Source organism: Kitasatospora sp. MAA4 (assembly GCF_029893355.1).
GTDB lineage: Bacteria > Actinomycetota > Actinomycetes > Streptomycetales > Streptomycetaceae > Kitasatospora.
This window is the reverse complement of sequence record NZ_JARZAI010000023.1, coordinates 70,237-87,116: the sequence shown is the minus strand read 5'-3', so window position 1 is coordinate 87,116 and position 16,880 is coordinate 70,237. Positions and strand designations below refer to the sequence as shown.

At 72.4% G+C, this 16,880-nt stretch carries 11 protein-coding genes; 8 read left to right on the top strand and 3 right to left on the bottom strand.

Features of this window, described 5'->3' with window-relative positions; genetic code table 11:
* Nucleotides 1–47: 47 nt before the first annotated feature.
* A complete protein-coding gene (hflX, locus tag P3T37_RS27320) occupies nucleotides 48–1,481 on the top strand; it encodes a GTPase HflX (RefSeq protein ID WP_280726585.1) in 1,434 nt (477 codons plus the stop codon).
* A gap of 72 nt (nucleotides 1,482–1,553) precedes the next feature.
* Here the strand turns inward: hflX and P3T37_RS27315 are convergent, their stop codons facing one another.
* Both P3T37_RS27315 and P3T37_RS27310 read right to left on the bottom strand, forming a co-directional pair.
* Nucleotides 1,554–2,645: a hypothetical protein gene (locus P3T37_RS27315; RefSeq protein WP_280726550.1), complete on the bottom strand. Its 1,092-nt coding sequence runs from the start codon at nucleotides 2,643–2,645 to the stop codon at nucleotides 1,554–1,556.
* 58 nt (nucleotides 2,646–2,703) lie between these two features.
* Nucleotides 2,704–3,885, bottom strand: coding sequence for a hypothetical protein (locus P3T37_RS27310; RefSeq protein WP_280726549.1), 1,182 nt, complete (start codon nucleotides 3,883–3,885; stop codon nucleotides 2,704–2,706).
* A 278-nt stretch (nucleotides 3,886–4,163) separates the two neighbouring features.
* On the opposite strand from P3T37_RS27310, the gene P3T37_RS27305 reads away from it, so the two are divergent.
* Genes P3T37_RS27305 through P3T37_RS27285 form a run of 5 tightly spaced genes read left to right on the top strand, consistent with a single transcriptional unit; the run spans nucleotide 4,164 to nucleotide 11,764 of the window.
* Nucleotides 4,164–5,951 carry an IucA/IucC family protein gene (locus P3T37_RS27305; RefSeq protein ID WP_280726584.1) on the top strand — a complete coding sequence of 596 codons (1,788 nt, stop codon included), beginning with the start codon at nucleotides 4,164–4,166 and terminating at the stop codon, nucleotides 5,949–5,951.
* A complete protein-coding gene (locus tag P3T37_RS27300) occupies nucleotides 5,843–6,478 on the top strand; it encodes a GNAT family N-acetyltransferase (RefSeq protein ID WP_280726583.1) in 636 nt (211 codons plus the stop codon). Before P3T37_RS27305 ends, P3T37_RS27300 begins: the two co-directional genes overlap by 109 nt.
* Nucleotides 6,478–7,842 carry a SidA/IucD/PvdA family monooxygenase gene (locus tag P3T37_RS27295; RefSeq protein ID WP_280726548.1) on the top strand — a complete coding sequence of 455 codons (1,365 nt, stop codon included), beginning with the start codon at nucleotides 6,478–6,480 and terminating at the stop codon, nucleotides 7,840–7,842. Before P3T37_RS27300 ends, P3T37_RS27295 begins: the two co-directional genes overlap by 1 nt.
* Complete coding sequence (locus P3T37_RS27290; RefSeq protein ID WP_280726547.1) at nucleotides 7,820–9,640, top strand: IucA/IucC family siderophore biosynthesis protein; 1,821 nt, start codon at nucleotides 7,820–7,822, stop codon at nucleotides 9,638–9,640. The genes P3T37_RS27295 and P3T37_RS27290 overlap by 23 nt, the downstream gene beginning before the upstream one ends.
* A gap of 12 nt (nucleotides 9,641–9,652) precedes the next feature.
* Nucleotides 9,653–11,764 (top strand): ATP-dependent DNA helicase, encoded by a 2,112-nt coding sequence (locus P3T37_RS27285; RefSeq protein WP_280726546.1) that lies wholly within the window; start codon nucleotides 9,653–9,655, stop codon nucleotides 11,762–11,764.
* A gap of 54 nt (nucleotides 11,765–11,818) precedes the next feature.
* Here the strand turns inward: P3T37_RS27285 and lexA are convergent, their stop codons facing one another.
* Nucleotides 11,819–12,736, bottom strand: coding sequence for a transcriptional repressor LexA (gene lexA, locus P3T37_RS27280; protein ID WP_348533287.1), 918 nt, complete (start codon nucleotides 12,734–12,736; stop codon nucleotides 11,819–11,821).
* 511 nt (nucleotides 12,737–13,247) lie between these two features.
* Between lexA and nrdR the strand changes: the two genes are divergently transcribed.
* Entirely contained in the window at nucleotides 13,248–13,751 is a 504-nt protein-coding gene (gene nrdR, locus P3T37_RS27275) for a transcriptional regulator NrdR (protein ID WP_280726545.1), read from the top strand.
* 231 nt (nucleotides 13,752–13,982) lie between these two features.
* Complete coding sequence (locus tag P3T37_RS27270; RefSeq protein WP_280726544.1) at nucleotides 13,983–16,859, top strand: vitamin B12-dependent ribonucleotide reductase; 2,877 nt, start codon at nucleotides 13,983–13,985, stop codon at nucleotides 16,857–16,859.
* The last annotated feature ends 21 nt before the right edge of the window (nucleotides 16,860–16,880 follow it).

The following is a 16,880-nucleotide window of genomic DNA, read 5'->3' as shown; positions in this document are numbered from 1 at the left end:
CCGGCCGCAGTTCCCGCCGACCCGCTGACCTCCGGGCCGATGCCCTGATGGACGAGGACCTTGCGGCGATCGACGAGGACTTCGGCCACAGCTACGACGGCGACCAGTACGACCGCAGCGACCGCGCCTCGCTGCGCCGCGTCGCCGGCCTGTCCACCGAGCTCCAGGACGTCACCGAGGTCGAGTACCGCCAGCTGCGCCTGGAGCGCGTGGTGCTGGTCGGCGTCTGGACGGACGGCAGCGTCCAGGAGGCGGAGAACTCGCTCGCCGAGCTCGCCGCCCTCGCCGAGACGGCCGGTTCCGAGGTGCTCGACGGCGTGATCCAGCGCCGCGACAAGCCCGACGCCGCCACCTACATCGGCTCCGGCAAGGCCAAGGAGCTGCGCGACATCGTCGCGAGCACCGGCGCCGACACCGTGGTCTGCGACGGTGAGCTCACCCCGGGCCAGCTGATCCACCTGGAGGACGTGGTCAAGGTCAAGGTCGTCGACCGGACGGCCCTGATCCTGGACATCTTCGCCCAGCACGCCAAGTCCCGAGAGGGCAAGGCGCAGGTCTCGCTCGCCCAGATGCAGTACATGCTGCCGCGCCTGCGCGGCTGGGGTGCCTCGCTCTCCCGTCAGATGGGTGGTGGCGGCGGCTCCTCGGCCGGCGGTGGCGGCGGTATGGCCACCCGTGGTCCGGGTGAGACCAAGATCGAGACCGACCGGCGCCGGATCCGCGAGAAGATGGCGAAGCTCCGCCGGGAGATCGCCGACATGAAGAAGGGCCGGGACACCAAGCGCCAGGAGCGCAAGCGCCACCAGGTTCCCTCGGTCGCGATCGCCGGCTACACCAACGCCGGCAAGTCCTCGCTGCTCAACCGCCTCACCGGCGCCGGCGTCCTGGTGGAGAACTCGCTGTTCGCCACCCTGGACCCGACCGTCCGCCGCGCGCAGACCCCGGGCGGGCGGCTCTACACGCTGGCCGACACGGTGGGCTTCGTCCGGCACCTGCCGCACCATCTGGTCGAGGCCTTCCGCTCGACCATGGAGGAGGTCGCGGACGCCGACCTCATCCTGCACGTGGTGGACGGCTCGCACCCCGAGCCGGAGACCCAGCTGGCGGCGGTCCGCGAGGTGATCGTCTCGGTCGACGCGCAGCACGTGCCGGAGATCGTGGTCATCAACAAGGCAGACGCCGCCGACCCGCACGTGCTGCAGCGCCTGCTGCGCCGCGAGCCGCACGCGATCGTGGTCTCCGCCCGTACCGGTCTGGGCATGGACGAGCTGCTCAAGCTGATCGACGACGAGCTGCCGCGGCCCGCTGTCGAGGTGCACGCGCTGGTCCCCTACACCCGCGGTGACCTGGTCTCCCGGGTGCACGCCGAGGGTGAGCTGCTGGAGACCGAGCACACCGGCGACGGCACGCTGCTGCGCGCCAAGGTGGCCGCCGAGCTGGCCGCCGAGCTGGAGCGCTACGCGGTGGCCGTCCAGCGCTGATCATCCGTACGCCGAAGGACCCCGGTCACGAGACCGGGGTCCTTCGGCGTACGCGGCGGCGTCAGGCCAGCGTCAGGCCAGGTGGGTCATGAAGTCGAACATCTGCGCCGCCTGGTCGTCCAGCGCCGGACCGGCCAGCCAGGACGCCGGGGTCGGGCCGATCGAGGTGTTGCTGACCAGGGCGGGCCTGCCGTCCGGGCCGGTGGCCAGCCAGCCGCCGCCGCTGGCGCCGCCGGTCATCGCGCAGCCGATGGTCAGCATGGTCGGCCGGGTCGGGTCGTAGGAGAGCCGGGAGGCCCGGGCGCTGGTGCAGTGCTCCAGCTCCTGGCCGTCGAACGGCGGGCCGGCCGGGAAGCCGTAGGCGGTCACTGCGCCGATCCGATCGCGCGGGGCGTTGAACCAGATCGGGACCGAGCCGCCGACGGCCTGCTCGAGGGACTCGCCCGGCAGGTCCGGGTCGGTCACCCGGATGATCCCGGAGTCGTACTGGTTGACGGCGCCGCCGCTGTCGTCGCTGCCCTCCGCCATCCACTGCGGGGCCACCGTCGCGTAGTTCGCCCACCAGCGGCCGTCGGGGGCGACCTGCGCCAGGGGCGCCGACCGGCCGCCGCTGGCCGCGCCGGAGTCGTTGTAGGCGGGGATGAAGGCGATGTTCTTCAGCCAGTCGCCGCCCTTGCCGCCGTGCAGGCAGTGGCCGGCGGTCCACACCAGGTTGCTCCTGCCGGGATGCTGCGGGTCGGAGACCACCGTGCCCGAGCAGACGTAGGTGCCCTGCGGGCTCTTCGCGACGATCCTGCCGAAGACCGCGAGCGGGGCGGGGTACGGGTGCTGCTCGGCCAGCGCCGGGGCGGCGGGCGGCAGCGGGTCGTTCTGGTCGTCAGCCGACTTGCTGGGGGTTGGCGCCGGAGCGGGCGAGGGCGCGGGCGCCTTCAGGGCGTCGGGCGACCACAGGTCCTTCGCGATCTGGTTGGTGAAGGCGTGCTGGTGCGCCCAGGCGGCCCAGTCCGCCGACTTCCAGTTCTTCAGGTTCCGTAGCGCGCCGGTCAGCCCGTGCCCGGGCTGCGGGCCCGGCGCGGGATCCGATCCGCACCCGGCGGTGGCGAGGATCAGCGCGGTGGCCAGCGCGGCCGCCGCCGGGATTCGGCGGGAGGTGCGGTGTGCCATGGGTCCGGTCTCCCTGCTGGTGGTGCCGGTGGCCCCGGGCGGGGCCACCGGCTGGGGGTCAGCCCTTCTTGGAGATGTAGTCGAAGGCGCTGGAGGCGACGTCGTCCAGGTACGGGCCGGCCAGCCAGGCGGGGTTGTCCGCCGGGCCGATCGAGGTGTTGCTGACCAGGTAGGCCTTGCCGTTGTAGACCGCGAACCAGCCGCCGCCGCTGGACCCGCCGGTCATCGTGCAGCCGATGGTGTACATCGCCGGACGGGTCGAGTCGAAGGACAGCTTGCTCGGCTTGCCGCCGTTGCACTGCTCCATCTCCGCGCCGTCGAAGGGCGGGGCGGCCGGGTAGCCGATCGCGCTCAGCGAGAGCTGGTCGCGCGGCGCGTTGAAGAGGACCGGGACGGAACCGCCGACGGTCTCCTCCAGCGACTTGGTGCCGCCGTCGGGGTTGCCCACCTTGATGATGCCGAAGTCGTACTGGCTGGCGGGGCCGCCGCTCTCGGTGCCCTCGGACGTCCACTGCGGCGAGCTGATCGCGCTCAGGCCGGGCCACATGCCGAGCGGGGCGAACTTGTCAGGGGTCGACGTCTTGCCCTTGCTGACGGCGCCGGTGCTGTTGAACTCGGGGATGAACGTGACGTTCCGGGCGGGCGAGCCGTCCTTGCCGCCGTCCACGCAGTGGCCCGCGGTCCACACCAGGTTGCTCTTGCCGGGGTGCGCGGGGTCGGAGACCACCGTGCCGGAGCACACGTAGTGCTTGCCGTCCGACTTGTCGAAGAAGATCTTCCCGTCCACCGCGTTCTTCACGCTGTACGGGTGGGGCACGGCGGTGGCCGGAATCGCGCTCGGCAGCGGGTCGTTGCTGCCGGCGCCCGGGTCGGTCGGCGGCTGGGTGGGGGCGACCGGGGCCGCGGGCTTGGCCTGGAGCATCTTCTGGAAGTCCCAGAAGCCCTTCGCAGCCGGGGTGATCACGTGCTGCTTGGCCCAGTTGTCCCAGTCGCCGGCCTTCCACTTCTTCAGGTCGGCCAGGCTGGGCAGCCCGGCCGGCAGGCCCCCCTTGGCGGAGGGGACGGCCGAACTCGGGGCCGGTGCACTGCTCGGCGGCGGGTTCGGGGTGTCGTCCGGACCGCACGCGGTGACCCCGAGCAGGGTCAGGACGGTGACCGCCCCGGCGGCCGCGGCACGCCCGCCGCGGCGCGCGGCGGTGCGGCCTGACGTCGGACGATCGTTGTTCGGGTGTGCTGACATACCTTCGGTTCCCCCATGGGATTTCACTCGGACGGCTGACGAGCCGCCATCGGGCATCAGGGAGTCTCCCATCCGCGGGGGAGGACGGCGCATACCACCCCCTGGTTGCCGGGGCTGACGGAAAGTCACCGTTCTGTGATCGGCCGACCATCGACGCGCTGACGCGGCCGTGATCCCCGGGCCGTTCTCTCGTTAGACCAAGTGGATGTCCCCGCAAGGGCGCGAGCCCCCCGCATCCGCAGTCCGACGCGTCGCAAGGAGCAGCCTTGAGCACCGCCCTGACCGGAGCCCCGGCCACCGTCCCCCGCCAGCTGGACCACTCCGCCGAGTCGGACCCGCTGCTCCACCAGGACCCCGCGGTCGCCGCCGGACAGGCCGCGGTCGAGGCCCTGCTGCGCTGCTGGACCCGGGAGACCGGGGCCGTGCCGGACCCGGACGGCGTGCTGCGGATCCCCGTCCTGGGCGGAGCCGCGCGACTGCTGGCGGACGTCCGGCACTGGTCGCTCTGCGGCTGGCACCGCTTCGGACCGGCTGTGCTGGCACCGGGGCAGGCGGAGAGCGGCGTTGCGGTGGACGCGGTCACCGCGGCCGCGCTGCTGGCCCGTTCGGCCGGCGAGCACCCGGACCCGGAGCAGGTCGCCGACCTCGCCGGACGGGTCGCCGACTCGGTGCGGCGCACCGCCGACATCCTGCTGCACCGGCGCGAACACCCGGGTGCTGGAGGGGAGTCGGCCTTCCTGAGGGCCGAGCAGTCGCTGCTGCTCGGCCACCCGCTGCACCCCACCCCCAAGAGCCGCGACGGCCTCGGCCCGGCCCAGAGCGCCGCCTACTCGCCCGAACTGCGCGGCTCCTTCGCGATGCACTGGTTCGCCGTCGACCGCGAACTGCTGGCCTCCGGCTCGGCGCTGGAGAGCGACGCCGCCCGGCTCACCGCGGACCTGCTCGGCGCCCCCGGCCTGCTGCCGCCCGGCACCGCCGCGCTGCCGCTGCACCCCTGGCAGGCCCGCGAGTTGGCGCTGCGTCCGCAGATCGCCCGGCTGCTGGACGACGGGCTGCTGCACGACCTCGGCGCGCACGGTGAGCCGTGGCACCCGACGTCCTCGGTCCGGACCGTGTTCCGCCCCGGGACACCGTGGATGCTCAAGCTCTCGCTCGGCCTGCGGATCACCAACTCCCGCCGGGAGAACCTGCGCAAGGAGCTGCACCGCGGCGTGGAGGTGCACCGGCTGCTGGAGGCCGGCCTGGGGGCCGAGTGGCGGGCCGCCCACCCCGGCTTCGACATCGTCCGCGACCCGGCCTGGATCGGCGTGGACCTGCCCGGCCTGGACGAGCGCACCGCGAGCGGCCTGGACACCGTCCTGCGGCAGCAGCCCTTCGCGCCGACCGACCGCGCGCTCTGCGTGGCCGGCCTGGTCGCCGAACGCCCGCTCGGCGAGCCCGCGCCCGGCGTACCGTCCGAACTGGGCGACGTGCTGCGGACGCTGGCCCGGCGCAGCGGCCGGCCGCTGCCGACCGTGGCCACCGAGTGGTTCCTGCGCTATCTGGACGCGGTGGTGCTGCCGGTGCTCTGGCTGGACGGTCGGGCCGGCGTCGCGCTGGAGGCCCACCAGCAGAACAGCCTGGTGCTGCTCGACACCGCCGGCTGGCCGGTCGGCGGGCGCTTCCGCGACAACCAGGGCTACTACTTCCGCGCCTCGCACGCCGAGCGGCTCGAACAGCGGCTGCCCGGGCTCGGCAAGGCCAGCGACACCTTCGTCGAGGACGCGGTGGCCGACGAGCGGTTCGCCTACTACCTGGGGATCAACCACATCCTCGGCCTGATCGGGGCCTTCGGCTCGCAGCGGCTGGCCGACGAGCGGGTGCTGCTCGCGGCCCTGCGCCGCTTCCTCTCCGGCCCCGCCGCCACCGCCACCGGCTCCACCCTGCCCGCCCACCTGCTGGACTCCCCGCAGCTGCGCTGCAAGGCCAACCTGCTCACCCGGCTGCACGGCCTGGACGAGCTGGTCGGGCCGGTGGAGACGCAGTCGGTCTACGTCACCGTGCCCAACCCGGTGGCCGCGCGGTGACTGTTCTGCCGACCACCGCAGGGGAGTTCCGGCTGCGACCGGTCGAACCGGCCGACCTCCCGCTGCTCGCCGACTGGATGAACGACCCGGCGGTGGCCGCCTTCTGGGAGCTGGACGGCCCGCCCCAGCGCACCGCGCTGCACGTCCGCAAGGAGCTCGACGCCGGCAACGCGCTGTACCTGGGCGAGCTGGGCGGTGTCCCGATGAGCTACTGGGAGGTCTACCGGGTCGAGCACGACCGGCTGGCCGGGTACTACCCCGCCCAGCCCGGCGACATGGGGCTGCACCTGCTGCTGGGCCCGGCCTCCCACCGCGGCCGGGGCCTGGGCGCCGTGCTGCTCGCCGCGGTCGCCGAGGACCTGCTGCGCGGCGCTCCGCGGGTGGTGGCCGAGCCGGACGTCCGGAACACCGCCTCGATCCGGGCGTTCCGGCGGGCCGGGTTCGCCGCGGTCAGCGAGATCGACCTGCCCGAGAAGCGTGCGGCCCTGATGGTGCGTGAGCGCGCCCGACCTCAAGGAACCGTCTGATGGACACTCGCCCTCCGTACGATCTGCTCGGCGTCGGGATCGGCCCGTTCAACCTCTCGCTGGCCGCGCTGGCCGACCGGGTGGACGGCCTGCGTGCGCTGTTCTGCGACGCCAAGCCGGAGTTCCGCTGGCACCCGGGGATGCTGGTCGAGGGGGCCAGGATGCAGGTGCCGTTCCTGGCCGACCTGGTATCGCTGGTCGACCCGACCAACCCGTGGTCCTTCCTCAACTACCTGCGCGAGCAGGACCGGCTCTTCCCGTTCTACTTCTCCGAGCGCTTCCAGCTGCCCCGCCGGGAGTACGACCACTACTGCCGCTGGGCGGCCGAGCGGCTCGCCTCCTGCCGGTTCGCCACCCAGGTCACCGCGGTGGCCTGGGCGGACGGCGCGTTCACGGCGACGCTGCGGACGGCGGGAGCCGAGCAGCAGGTGCGGGCCCGCAACCTGGTGCTCGGGGTCGGCACCGAGCCGGTCCGCCCGCAGGCCTTCGACGCGCTGGCCGACCACCCCGCTGTGTGGCACTCCGGCGAGTACCTGGAGCGCCGGGCCGGTCTCGACCGGGCCCGCGACATCACCGTGGTCGGCTCCGGCCAGTCCGGCGCCGAGGTCTTCCTCGACCTGCTGCGCACCAGGGCCGGCGACGGCACCCGGCTGCGCTGGCTGACCCGGACCCGGGCGATCGCCCCGATGGAGTACTCCAAGCTCGGCCTGGAGCACTTCACCCCGGACTACACCCGCTACTTCCACACCCTGCCCGGCGAGGTCCGCGACCGGCTGGTGGCCGAGCAGTGGCAGCTGCACAAGGCCGCCAGCGCGGAGACCCTCGCGGAGATCCACGACCTGCTGTACGAGCGGACCATCGGCCGCCCGCCGACCGCCACCGGCGCCGAGATCGCGCCCGGCACCGAGGTGACCCTCGCGCTGCCCGGCCCCTGCGGCGGCCTGGAGCTGCGCTGCCTGCACAGCGACTCGGGTGCGCCCCGGCTGGTGCGCACCGACGCGGTGGTGCTGGCCACCGGCTACCGGGCGGTCCGACCGGCCGCCCTGGAGCCGCTCGCCGAGCTGATCGACTGGGACGAGCAGGGCCGCTACCGGGTCGGCCTGGACCACCGGGTGGCCACCCGGCCGGAGCTGACCGGCGGCCTGTACGTGCAGAACGCCGAGCTGCACACGCACGGCGTCGGCACTCCCGACCTCGGCCTCGGCGCACACCGCGCGGCCGTCATCCTCAACGCGCTCTGCGGCCGGACCGTCCACCGGCTGCCCGCCCGCACGGCGTGGACCAGCTTCGCCCCGTCCGCGCTGCCCGCCCAGTCCGCCGCCTTCTCCGAGGAGTGGAACCGTGCCCCAGCCACCAGCTGTTGAGACGCCCCTGAACCAGGACCGCTGGCGCCGGGCCTGCCGGGCGCTGCTGGCCAAGATGATCGGCGAGTTCAGCTACGAGGAGCTGCTGCACCCCGAGCCGGTGCCCGGCGGCTACCGCCTCGCGCTGCCGGACGGTCCGGAGTACCGCTTCGCCGCGCGCCGCGGCGCGTACGGCAGCTGGCAGGTCGAGCCGGGTTCGGTGCGCGCCGACGGCGTGCCGGCCGAGGACCCGCTGGACTTCCTGCTGGCCGCCCGCGGGCTGCTCGGGCTCTCCGGTGACACCACCGGCCACCTGGTCCGGGAGCTGACGGCGACCCTGCTCGCCGACGTCCGGCTGGCGGCCGGCGAGCTGACCGCCGCCGAACTGGCCGAACTCGGCCACACCGAACTGGAGGGGCACCAGGGCGGCCACCCGTGGATCGTGCCCAACAAGGGCCGGCTCGGCTTCTCGGCCTCCGACGCCGCCGCCTGGGCCCCCGAGGCCCGCACCCCGCAGGCGCTGCCCTGGCTCGCCGTGCACACCTCGCTCGCCCGGTACCGGGGCGTCGGCGAACTGGCCGAGGCCGAGGCGCTCTACCGCGACGAGCTCGACCCGCAGGTGCTGGCCGGCTACCGGGAGCTGCTGGCCGGCCAGGGCCGGGACCCGGGCGCGTACCTGCTGCTGCCCGTCCACCCCTGGCAGTGGGACGAGACCGTGCTGCCGCTGTTCGCCCCCTGGATCGCGGACGGCCGGATCGTCCTGCTGCCCGCCGACCGGGACCGGCGGCTGCCCCAGCAGTCCATCCGCTCGTTCTTCAACGCCACCACCCCGCACCGGCGCACGGTCAAACTGCCGCTCGCGATCCTCAACACGCTGGTCTGGCGCGGACTGCCGACCGAACGCACGCTGGCCGCACCCGCCGTCACCCGCTGGATCCACGGGCTGCGCGACAACGACGCCTTCCTGCGCGAGGAGTGCCGGGTGGTGCTGCTCGGCGAGGTGGCCTCGGTCACCGTCGAGCACCCCTACTACGCCCGGCTGCCCGAGGCGCCCTACCAGTACAAGGAGCTGCTCGGGGCGATCTGGCGCGAACCGCTCGGCGCCCAGCTGGAGCAGGGCGAGCGGGCCCGTACGCTCGCCTCGCTGCTGCAGAGCGGCTCCGACGGGCGCGCGCTGGCCGAGGAGCTGATCCACCGCTCCGGGCTGAGCCCGCGCGCCTGGGTGGGCCGGCTCTTCGCCGCGATGTTGCCGCCGCTGCTGCACTTCCTCTACCGCTACGGGACCGTCTTCTCCCCGCACGGCGAGAACGCGATCGTGGTGTTCGACGCCACCGACACCCCGGTGCGGCTCGCGGTCAAGGACTTCGTGGACGACGTCAATATCAGCGACCAGGACCTGCCCGAGCTGCGCGCGCTGCCGACCGAGGTCTCGAGCGTGCTGCTGCGCGAACCCCCGGCGTTCCTGTGCCAGTTCCTGCACTCCGGGCTCTTCATCGGCGTCTACCGCTACCTCGCGCCGCTGCTGGAGGCCCGGCTCGGCCTGCCGGAGGCGCAGTTCTGGGCGCTGCTGCGCGCCGAGATCCTGCGCCACCAGCAGCGGTTCCCCGAGCTCGGCGAGCGCTTCGCGCTCTTCGACCTGTTCACCCCGGTCATCGACCGGCTCTGCCTGAACCGCAACCGGCTGCTGCTGGACGGCTACCGCGACCGGCCCGAGCGCCCGCACGCGGCCGTCCACGGGCAGGTCGCCAACCCGCTGCATCCGCTCGGTGCGGCGACCCTGCCGCAGCCTCGGGACCGAACTGTCAGTCCTGCCCCGTAGGCTGGGAGCGTCATGACGAACGACTCCGAAACCCAGCTGCCGCCCGACGACGAGGCGGCCGAGTCCGCCTCCCCGCAGCCCGTCGGCCGTGCCCGCATCCCCGAGCTGCTGCACGCCGCGGTCACCGCGGTCGGCGGCGTCGAACGGCCCGGGCAGATCCGGATGGCCGAGGCCGTCGCCGAGGCCGTCGAGAACGCCGAGCACCTGCTGGTGCAGGCCGGCACCGGCACCGGCAAGTCCCTCGCCTACCTGGTGCCCGCCCTCGCCCACGGTGACCGCGTGGTGGTCGCCACCGCCACCCTGGCGCTGCAACGCCAGCTGGTGGAGCGCGACTTGCCGCGTACCGTGGAGGCGCTGCACCCCGTGCTGCGCCGCCGCCCGCTGTTCGCGATGCTCAAGGGCCGCTCCAACTACCTCTGCCTGCACCGGGCGCACGAGGGCACGCCCAGTGACGAGGGCGAGGGCCTCTTCGACCCGGCCGAGGCGCTCGGCGGCCCGAGCGGCAAGCTCGGCCAGGACGTCCTGCGGCTGCGCGACTGGGCCGACGAGACCGAGACCGGCGACCGCGACGACCTCACCCCCGGCGTCTCCGACAAGGCCTGGGCGCAGCTCTCGGTGAGCTCCCGCGAGTGCCTGGGCGCCAGCCGCTGCGCGTACGGCCAGGAGTGCTTCGCCGAGAAGGCCCGGGAGCGCGCCAAGCTGGCCGACGTGGTGGTCACCAACCACGCGCTGCTGGCGATCGACGCGCTGGAGGGCGCGCCGGTGCTGCCCGAGCACGAGCTGCTGATCGTCGACGAGGCGCACGAGCTGGTCAACCGGGTCACCGGCGCGGCCACCGCCGAGCTGACCGTCGGCGCGGTCAACCGCGCTGTGAAGCGGGCCGCCCGGCTGGCCAACGAGAAGGCGGTGGACGCCCTGCAGGCCGCCGCCGAGAGCTACCACGGCCTGATGGAGACCGCCCAGGCCGGCCGGGTCGAGGAGCTGCCGGAGTACCTCGCGTACGCGGTCACGGCGATCCGGGACGCCAGCCGCCAGGTGATCACCTCGCTCGGCGAGACCCGGGACAAGAGCCTCAGCGACGAGGACGCGGTGCGCAAGCAGGCGATGGCGATGGCCGAGACCCTGCACGACACCACCGACCGGCTGCTCGGCGACTCGCCGTACGACGTGATCTGGATCGAGCGCAACGACCGCTTCGCGATGGGCACCGCCTCGCTGCGGGTCGCGCCGATGAGCGTCTCCGGGCTGCTGCGCGAGAACCTCTACAAGGAGCGCTCGGTCGTCCTCACCTCCGCCACCCTCAAGCTGGGCGGCGACTTCAACGGCGTGGCGGCCTCGGTGGGCCTGCCGGGCGAGGGACGGCTGCCGGACGAGCGGACGGCCGCCGAGCCGGAGCGCGGCGAGCGGGGCGAGGACGCCCCGCCGCTCTGGCGCGGGCTGGACGTCGGCTCGCCGTTCTCCTACCCCAAGCAGGGCATCCTCTACGTCGCCAAGCACCTGCCGCCGCCCGGCCGCGAGCCGGAGCGCCCGCAGATGCTGGACGAGCTGGCGGAGCTGATCGAGGCGGCGGGCGGGCGCACGCTCGGCCTGTTCTCCTCGATGCGGGCCGCCCAGACGGCGGCCGAGCAGCTGCGCGAGCGCCTGGACGTCCCGATCCTGCTCCAGGGCGAGGACACCCTGGGCGAGCTGATCCGCAACTTCGCGGCCGACCCGCAGACCTGCCTCTTCGGCACCCTCTCGCTCTGGCAGGGCGTCGACGTGCCCGGCTCGGCCTGCCAGCTGGTGGTGATGGACAGGATCCCGTTCCCGCGTCCGGACGACCCGCTGATGAGCGCCCGGCAGAAGGCGGTGGAGGAGGCCGGCGGCAACGGCTTCATGGCGGTGGCGGCGACGCATGCCGCGCTGCTGATGGCGCAGGGGGCGGGCCGGCTGGTGCGGGCCGCCGAGGACCGCGGCGTGGTCGCGGTGCTCGACCCGCGGTTGGCGACCGCCCGGTACGGCGGCTTCTTCCGCTCCTCGATGCCCGACTTCTGGTACACCACCGACCGCAACCAGGTCCGGCGCTCGCTGGCGGCCATCGCCGCCTCCGCGCCGCCGCCGCGTCCGGTGGCCAAGCGCGGCTGAAACGCGGCCGAGGGACCCTCCGAGCCGGAGGGTCCCTCGTGCATGTGCGCGGCGTCAGAGCCGGCGCAGCACCGCGACGACCTTGCCCAGGATGGTCGCGTTGTCGCCCGGGATCGGGTCGTAGGCCGCGTTGTGCGGCATCAGCCAGATCCGGCCGTCCTCGCGCTTGAGGCGCTTGACGGTGGCCTCGCCGTCGATCATCGCGGCCACGATGTCGCCGTTCTCGGCGACCGGCTGGCGGCGGACGGTGACCCAGTCCCCGTCGCAGATGGCCGCCTCGATCATCGAGTCGCCGCGCACGGTGAGGGCGAACAGCTCACCCTCGCCGACCAGCTGGCGCGGGAGCGGGAAGACGTCCTCGACCGTCTGCTCGGCCAGGATCGGACCGCCGGCGGCGATCCGGCCGACCAGCGGCACGTAGGAGGTGGACGGCCGGCCGGCCGCCTCGGCGGTGTTCGGCCGGCTGACCTCGACCCCGCGCACCTCGTAGGCCCGCGGGCGGTGCGGGTCGCGGCGCAGGAAGCCCTTGCGCTCCAGGGCCATCAGCTGGTGCGCCACCGAGGAGGTGGAGGAGAGGCCGACCGCCTGGCCGATCTCGCGCATGCTCGGCGGGTAGCCGCGGCGCTGGACCGAATCCCGGATGACCTCGATCACCCGGCGCTGGCGCTCGGTCAGCCCGGCCTCGTCGGTCCGGATGCCGGGCGGGCGGCCCGGGAGTGAGCGGGCCTGGCCGTTCGACAGGCCGAGCGGGACGTCCTGGGCGGGCGCGTGCTCGACCTGGGGGTCGGGGAGGTAGCCCGGCGCTCCGGCGGGGCTGTCGCTGCGATCCATGCTCTGGTCCATGCTCTGCTGGTCCAAGGCCGGCCGCCCCCCGGAGTACTGGGAACGGTCCTGCACCGGGATGGTGTGGCTCTCGGCGGTGCTGTTCTGGGTCAGGACGGTGCTGTTGCTGCTGGTCTGTACGGTGCTCACGACGGCCCCTCTCGACGGGCGTTCTCCCTTGTCCAGCCCAACGGCAGCACCTATCGAAAGGTTGCGCCAAACACACGTTCGAGTGAATTATTGAGGAGTCGGCTGACTCGATCAAGGCTTTGGGTGTATGTCGATTAAATGTTCGATCGCCTCATTCTATGGGCGCTCGGGCCCGCCCGCCGAAACCGGGTCGAAGCTGGCCGGAAGGCGCCGCCGAGATGTCTCCGGTGTGCCGTGCCACACGCCTTGGGGCCGGATGGGCGACCCCCGCGGAATGCCGATCAGCGCTGACCAGCACCGATCGCGCCACGTGATGCGGAAGCTACGACACGCGCGGCCGGATGCCACGACACGAACCTAGATCTAGTGGTTACATAGGTGCTCGCAGCCCACAGGTTGTGGTCCCCGGTTTTTTGATCATGGGGGCTTCGCCTAGACTTGGGGAGCCCGGGGGTCCGGTCGGATCCCACGCGGCCAGGTTTCGCCAGTTCCGTCAGGAAGGGAGTCGTACGTGCACTGCCCCTTCTGCCGGCACTCCGACAGCCGAGTCGTCGACAGTCGTACGACCGACGACGGCAGCTCGATTCGCCGCCGCCGCCAATGCCCGGACTGCGGTCGCCGCTTCACCACGGTGGAGACCGCGGCACTGATGGTCATCAAGCGCAGCGGTGTGACCGAACCGTTCAGTCGGGAGAAGGTGATCTCCGGCGTCCGCAAGGCCTGCCAGGGACGCCCGGTCACCGAGGACGCCCTCGCGCTGCTCGGCCAGCGGGTCGAGGAGTGCCTGCGGGCCAGTGGCAGCGCCGAGCTCTCCACCCATGACGTGGGTCTGGCCATACTCGGTCCGCTCAAGGACCTGGACGTGGTCGCCTACCTGCGGTTCGCGTCGGTCTACCAGGCGTACGACGGACTCGCGGACTTCGAGGCGGCCATCGCGCTGCTGCGCGGCACCGAGGGTCCCCCCGGCGAGCAGAGCGGCGGCACGGCCGTCCCCGTTCCCGCCGCAGCAACCTAGGAACCAGGGCGGCGCAGCGCATCCGGCTCGGGCCGGTGGCGCGCGACCAGCCGTCCTGGGTCCACGCGCGCCCTGAAACGGCGCACAGAACATGACAAACCATGCGAACCGGTCGGGCACCCCGACCTGCCCGCATGCCAGGAGAAGCGAAGCAGCAGTGCCCCCTCGGAGCGCGTGGCGCACCGAAAGAAATCGGGCACTCAGGGCGTTTGCCCAGGAGGAGGAGCAGAAGTGACAGACACGACGAGCGGTTCCGCACGCGGGTCGAAGTCCGACAAGGCAGCGAAGGGAGCCGGCAAGGCTCCCAAGGGCGGTCTGCGGATCGAGCGCATCTACACCACCCCTGGCGTCCATCCGTACGACGAGGTCAGCTGGGAGCGGCGCGACGTCGTCATGACCAACTGGCGTGACGGCTCGATCAACTTCGAGCAGCGCGGCGTCGAGTTCCCCGACTTCTGGTCGGTCAACGCGGTCAACATCGTCACCAGCAAGTACTTCCGCGGCGCGGTGGGCACCCCGCAGCGCGAGTGGAGCCTCAAGCAGATCATCGACCGGGTGGTGCTCACCTATCGCGCCGCCGGTGAGAAGAACGGCTACTTCACCTCGCCCGCCGACGCCGAGGTCTTCGAGCACGAGCTGACCCACGCCCTCCTCCACCAGGTCTTCAGCTTCAACTCGCCGGTCTGGTTCAACGTCGGCACCAAGCAGCCCCAGCAGGTCAGCGCCTGCTTCATCCTGGCCGTCGACGACTCCATGGAGTCCATCCTCGACTGGTACAAGGAAGAGGGCATGATCTTCAAGGGCGGCTCCGGCGCCGGCCTGAACCTCTCCCGGATCCGCTCCTCCAAGGAGCTGCTCTCCTCCGGCGGCAACGCCTCGGGACCGGTCTCCTTCATGCGCGGCGCCGACGCCTCGGCCGGCACCATCAAGTCCGGCGGCGCCACCCGCCGCGCGGCCAAGATGGTCGTGCTGGACGTCGACCACCCGGACGTCGAGGCCTTCATCGAGACCAAGGTGAAGGAGGAGGAGAAGATCCGCGCGCTGCGCGACGCGGGCTTCGACATGGACCTCGGCGGCGACGACATCGCCTCCGTCCAGTACCAGAACGCCAACAACTCGGTCCGCGTCTCCGACGAGTTCATGACCGCGGTCGAGAACGGCACCGACTTCGGCCTGCGCGCCCGGATGACCGGCGAGGTCATCGAGACCGTCGACGCCAAGAAGCTCTTCCGCAAGATGGCCGAGGCCGCCTGGGCCTGCGCCGACCCGGGCATCCAGTACGACTCGACGATCAACCACTGGCACACCTGCCCGGAGTCCGGCCGCATCAACGCGTCCAACCCGTGCAGCGAGTACATGCACCTGGACAACTCCAGCTGCAACCTCGCCTCGCTCAACCTGATGAAGTTCCTGCGCGACGACGACACTTTCGACGCCGAGCGCTTCGCCAAGGTCGTCGAGCTGGTCATCACCGCGATGGACATCTCCATCTGCTTCGCCGACTTCCCGACCGAGAAGATCGGCGAGACCACCCGCGCCTACCGCCAGCTGGGCATCGGCTACGCCAACCTCGGCGCCCTGCTGATGGCCACCGGCCACGCGTACGACTCCGAGGGCGGCCGCGCGCTGGCCGGCGCCATCACCTCGCTGATGACCGGCACCGCCTACCGCCGCGGCGCCGAACTCGCCGGCGTGGTCGGCCCGTACGACGGCTACGCCCGCAACGCGGCCCCGCACCAGCAGGTCATGCGCCAGCACGCGGAGGCCAACAGCGCCGCCGTCGCGGTCGACGAGCTGGACGCCCCCGTCTGGGCCGCCGCCACCGAGACCTGGCAGGACGTGCTGCGGCTCGGCGCGCAGAACGGTTTCCGCAACGCCCAGGCCTCGGTGCTCGCCCCCACCGGCACCATCGGCCTGATGATGGACTGCGACACCACCGGCGTGGAGCCCGACCTCGCGCTGGTCAAGTTCAAGAAGCTGGTCGGCGGCGGCTCGATGCAGATCGTCAACGGCACCGTGCCGCGCGCGCTGCGCCGGCTCGGCTACCAGGCCGAGCAGGTCGAGGCGATCGTCGCCCACATCGCCGAGCACGGCAACGTGGTCAACGCCCCCGGCCTCAAGCCGGCGCACTTCGAGGTCTTCGACTGCGCGATGGGCGAGCGGGTCATCTCCGCGATGGGCCACGTGCGGATGATGGCGGCGATCCAGCCGTGGATCTCCGGCGCGATCTCCAAGACGGTCAACATGCCCGAGGTCGCCACCGTCGAGGAGATCGAGGAGATCTACTTCGAGGCGTGGAAGCTCGGCGTCAAGGCGCTGGCGATCTACCGCGACAACTGCAAGGTCGGCCAGCCGCTGTCGGCCAAGACGAAGGCCCCGGCCGCCGTCGAGCCCGCCGCAGCGAAGGCCGTCGAGAAGGTCGTCGAGTACCGCCCGGTCCGCAAGCGCCTCCCCAAGGGCCGCCCGGGCATCACCACCTCGTTCACGGTGGGCGGCGCCGAGGGCTACATGACGGCCAACTCCTACCCGGACGACGGCCTCGGCGAGGTCTTCCTGAAGATGTCCAAGCAGGGTTCGACCCTCGCCGGCATGATGGACGCCTTCTCGATCGCCGTCTCGGTGGGCATGCAGTACGGCGTCCCGCTGGAGACCTACGTCTCGAAGTTCACCAACATGCGCTTCGAGCCGGCCGGTCTGACGGACGACCCGGACGTGCGGATGGCGCAGTCGATCGTCGACTACATCTTCCGCCGCCTGGCGCTGGACTTCCTGCCCTTCGAGACCCGCTCCGCCCTCGGCATCCACTCCGTCGAGGAGCGCCAGCGCCACCTGGAGACCGGCTCCTACGAGCCGCTGGACTCCGACGAGGACATGGACGTCGAGAGCCTGGCCCAGTCGGCGCCGCGCGCCGTCGCCGAGCCGGTCCGGGTCGAGGCCCCCAAGGCCGCCCCCGCCAAGGCCCAGCCGCACAACTCGACCGAGCTGCTGGAGATCCAGCTCGGCCTGAACGCGGACGCGCCGCTCTGCTTCTCCTGCGGCACCAAGATGCGCCGCGCCGGCAGCTGCTACCTCTGCGAGGGCTGCGGCTCCACCAGCGGCTGCAGCTGATCACCTGAAGTAGGTCGAAAG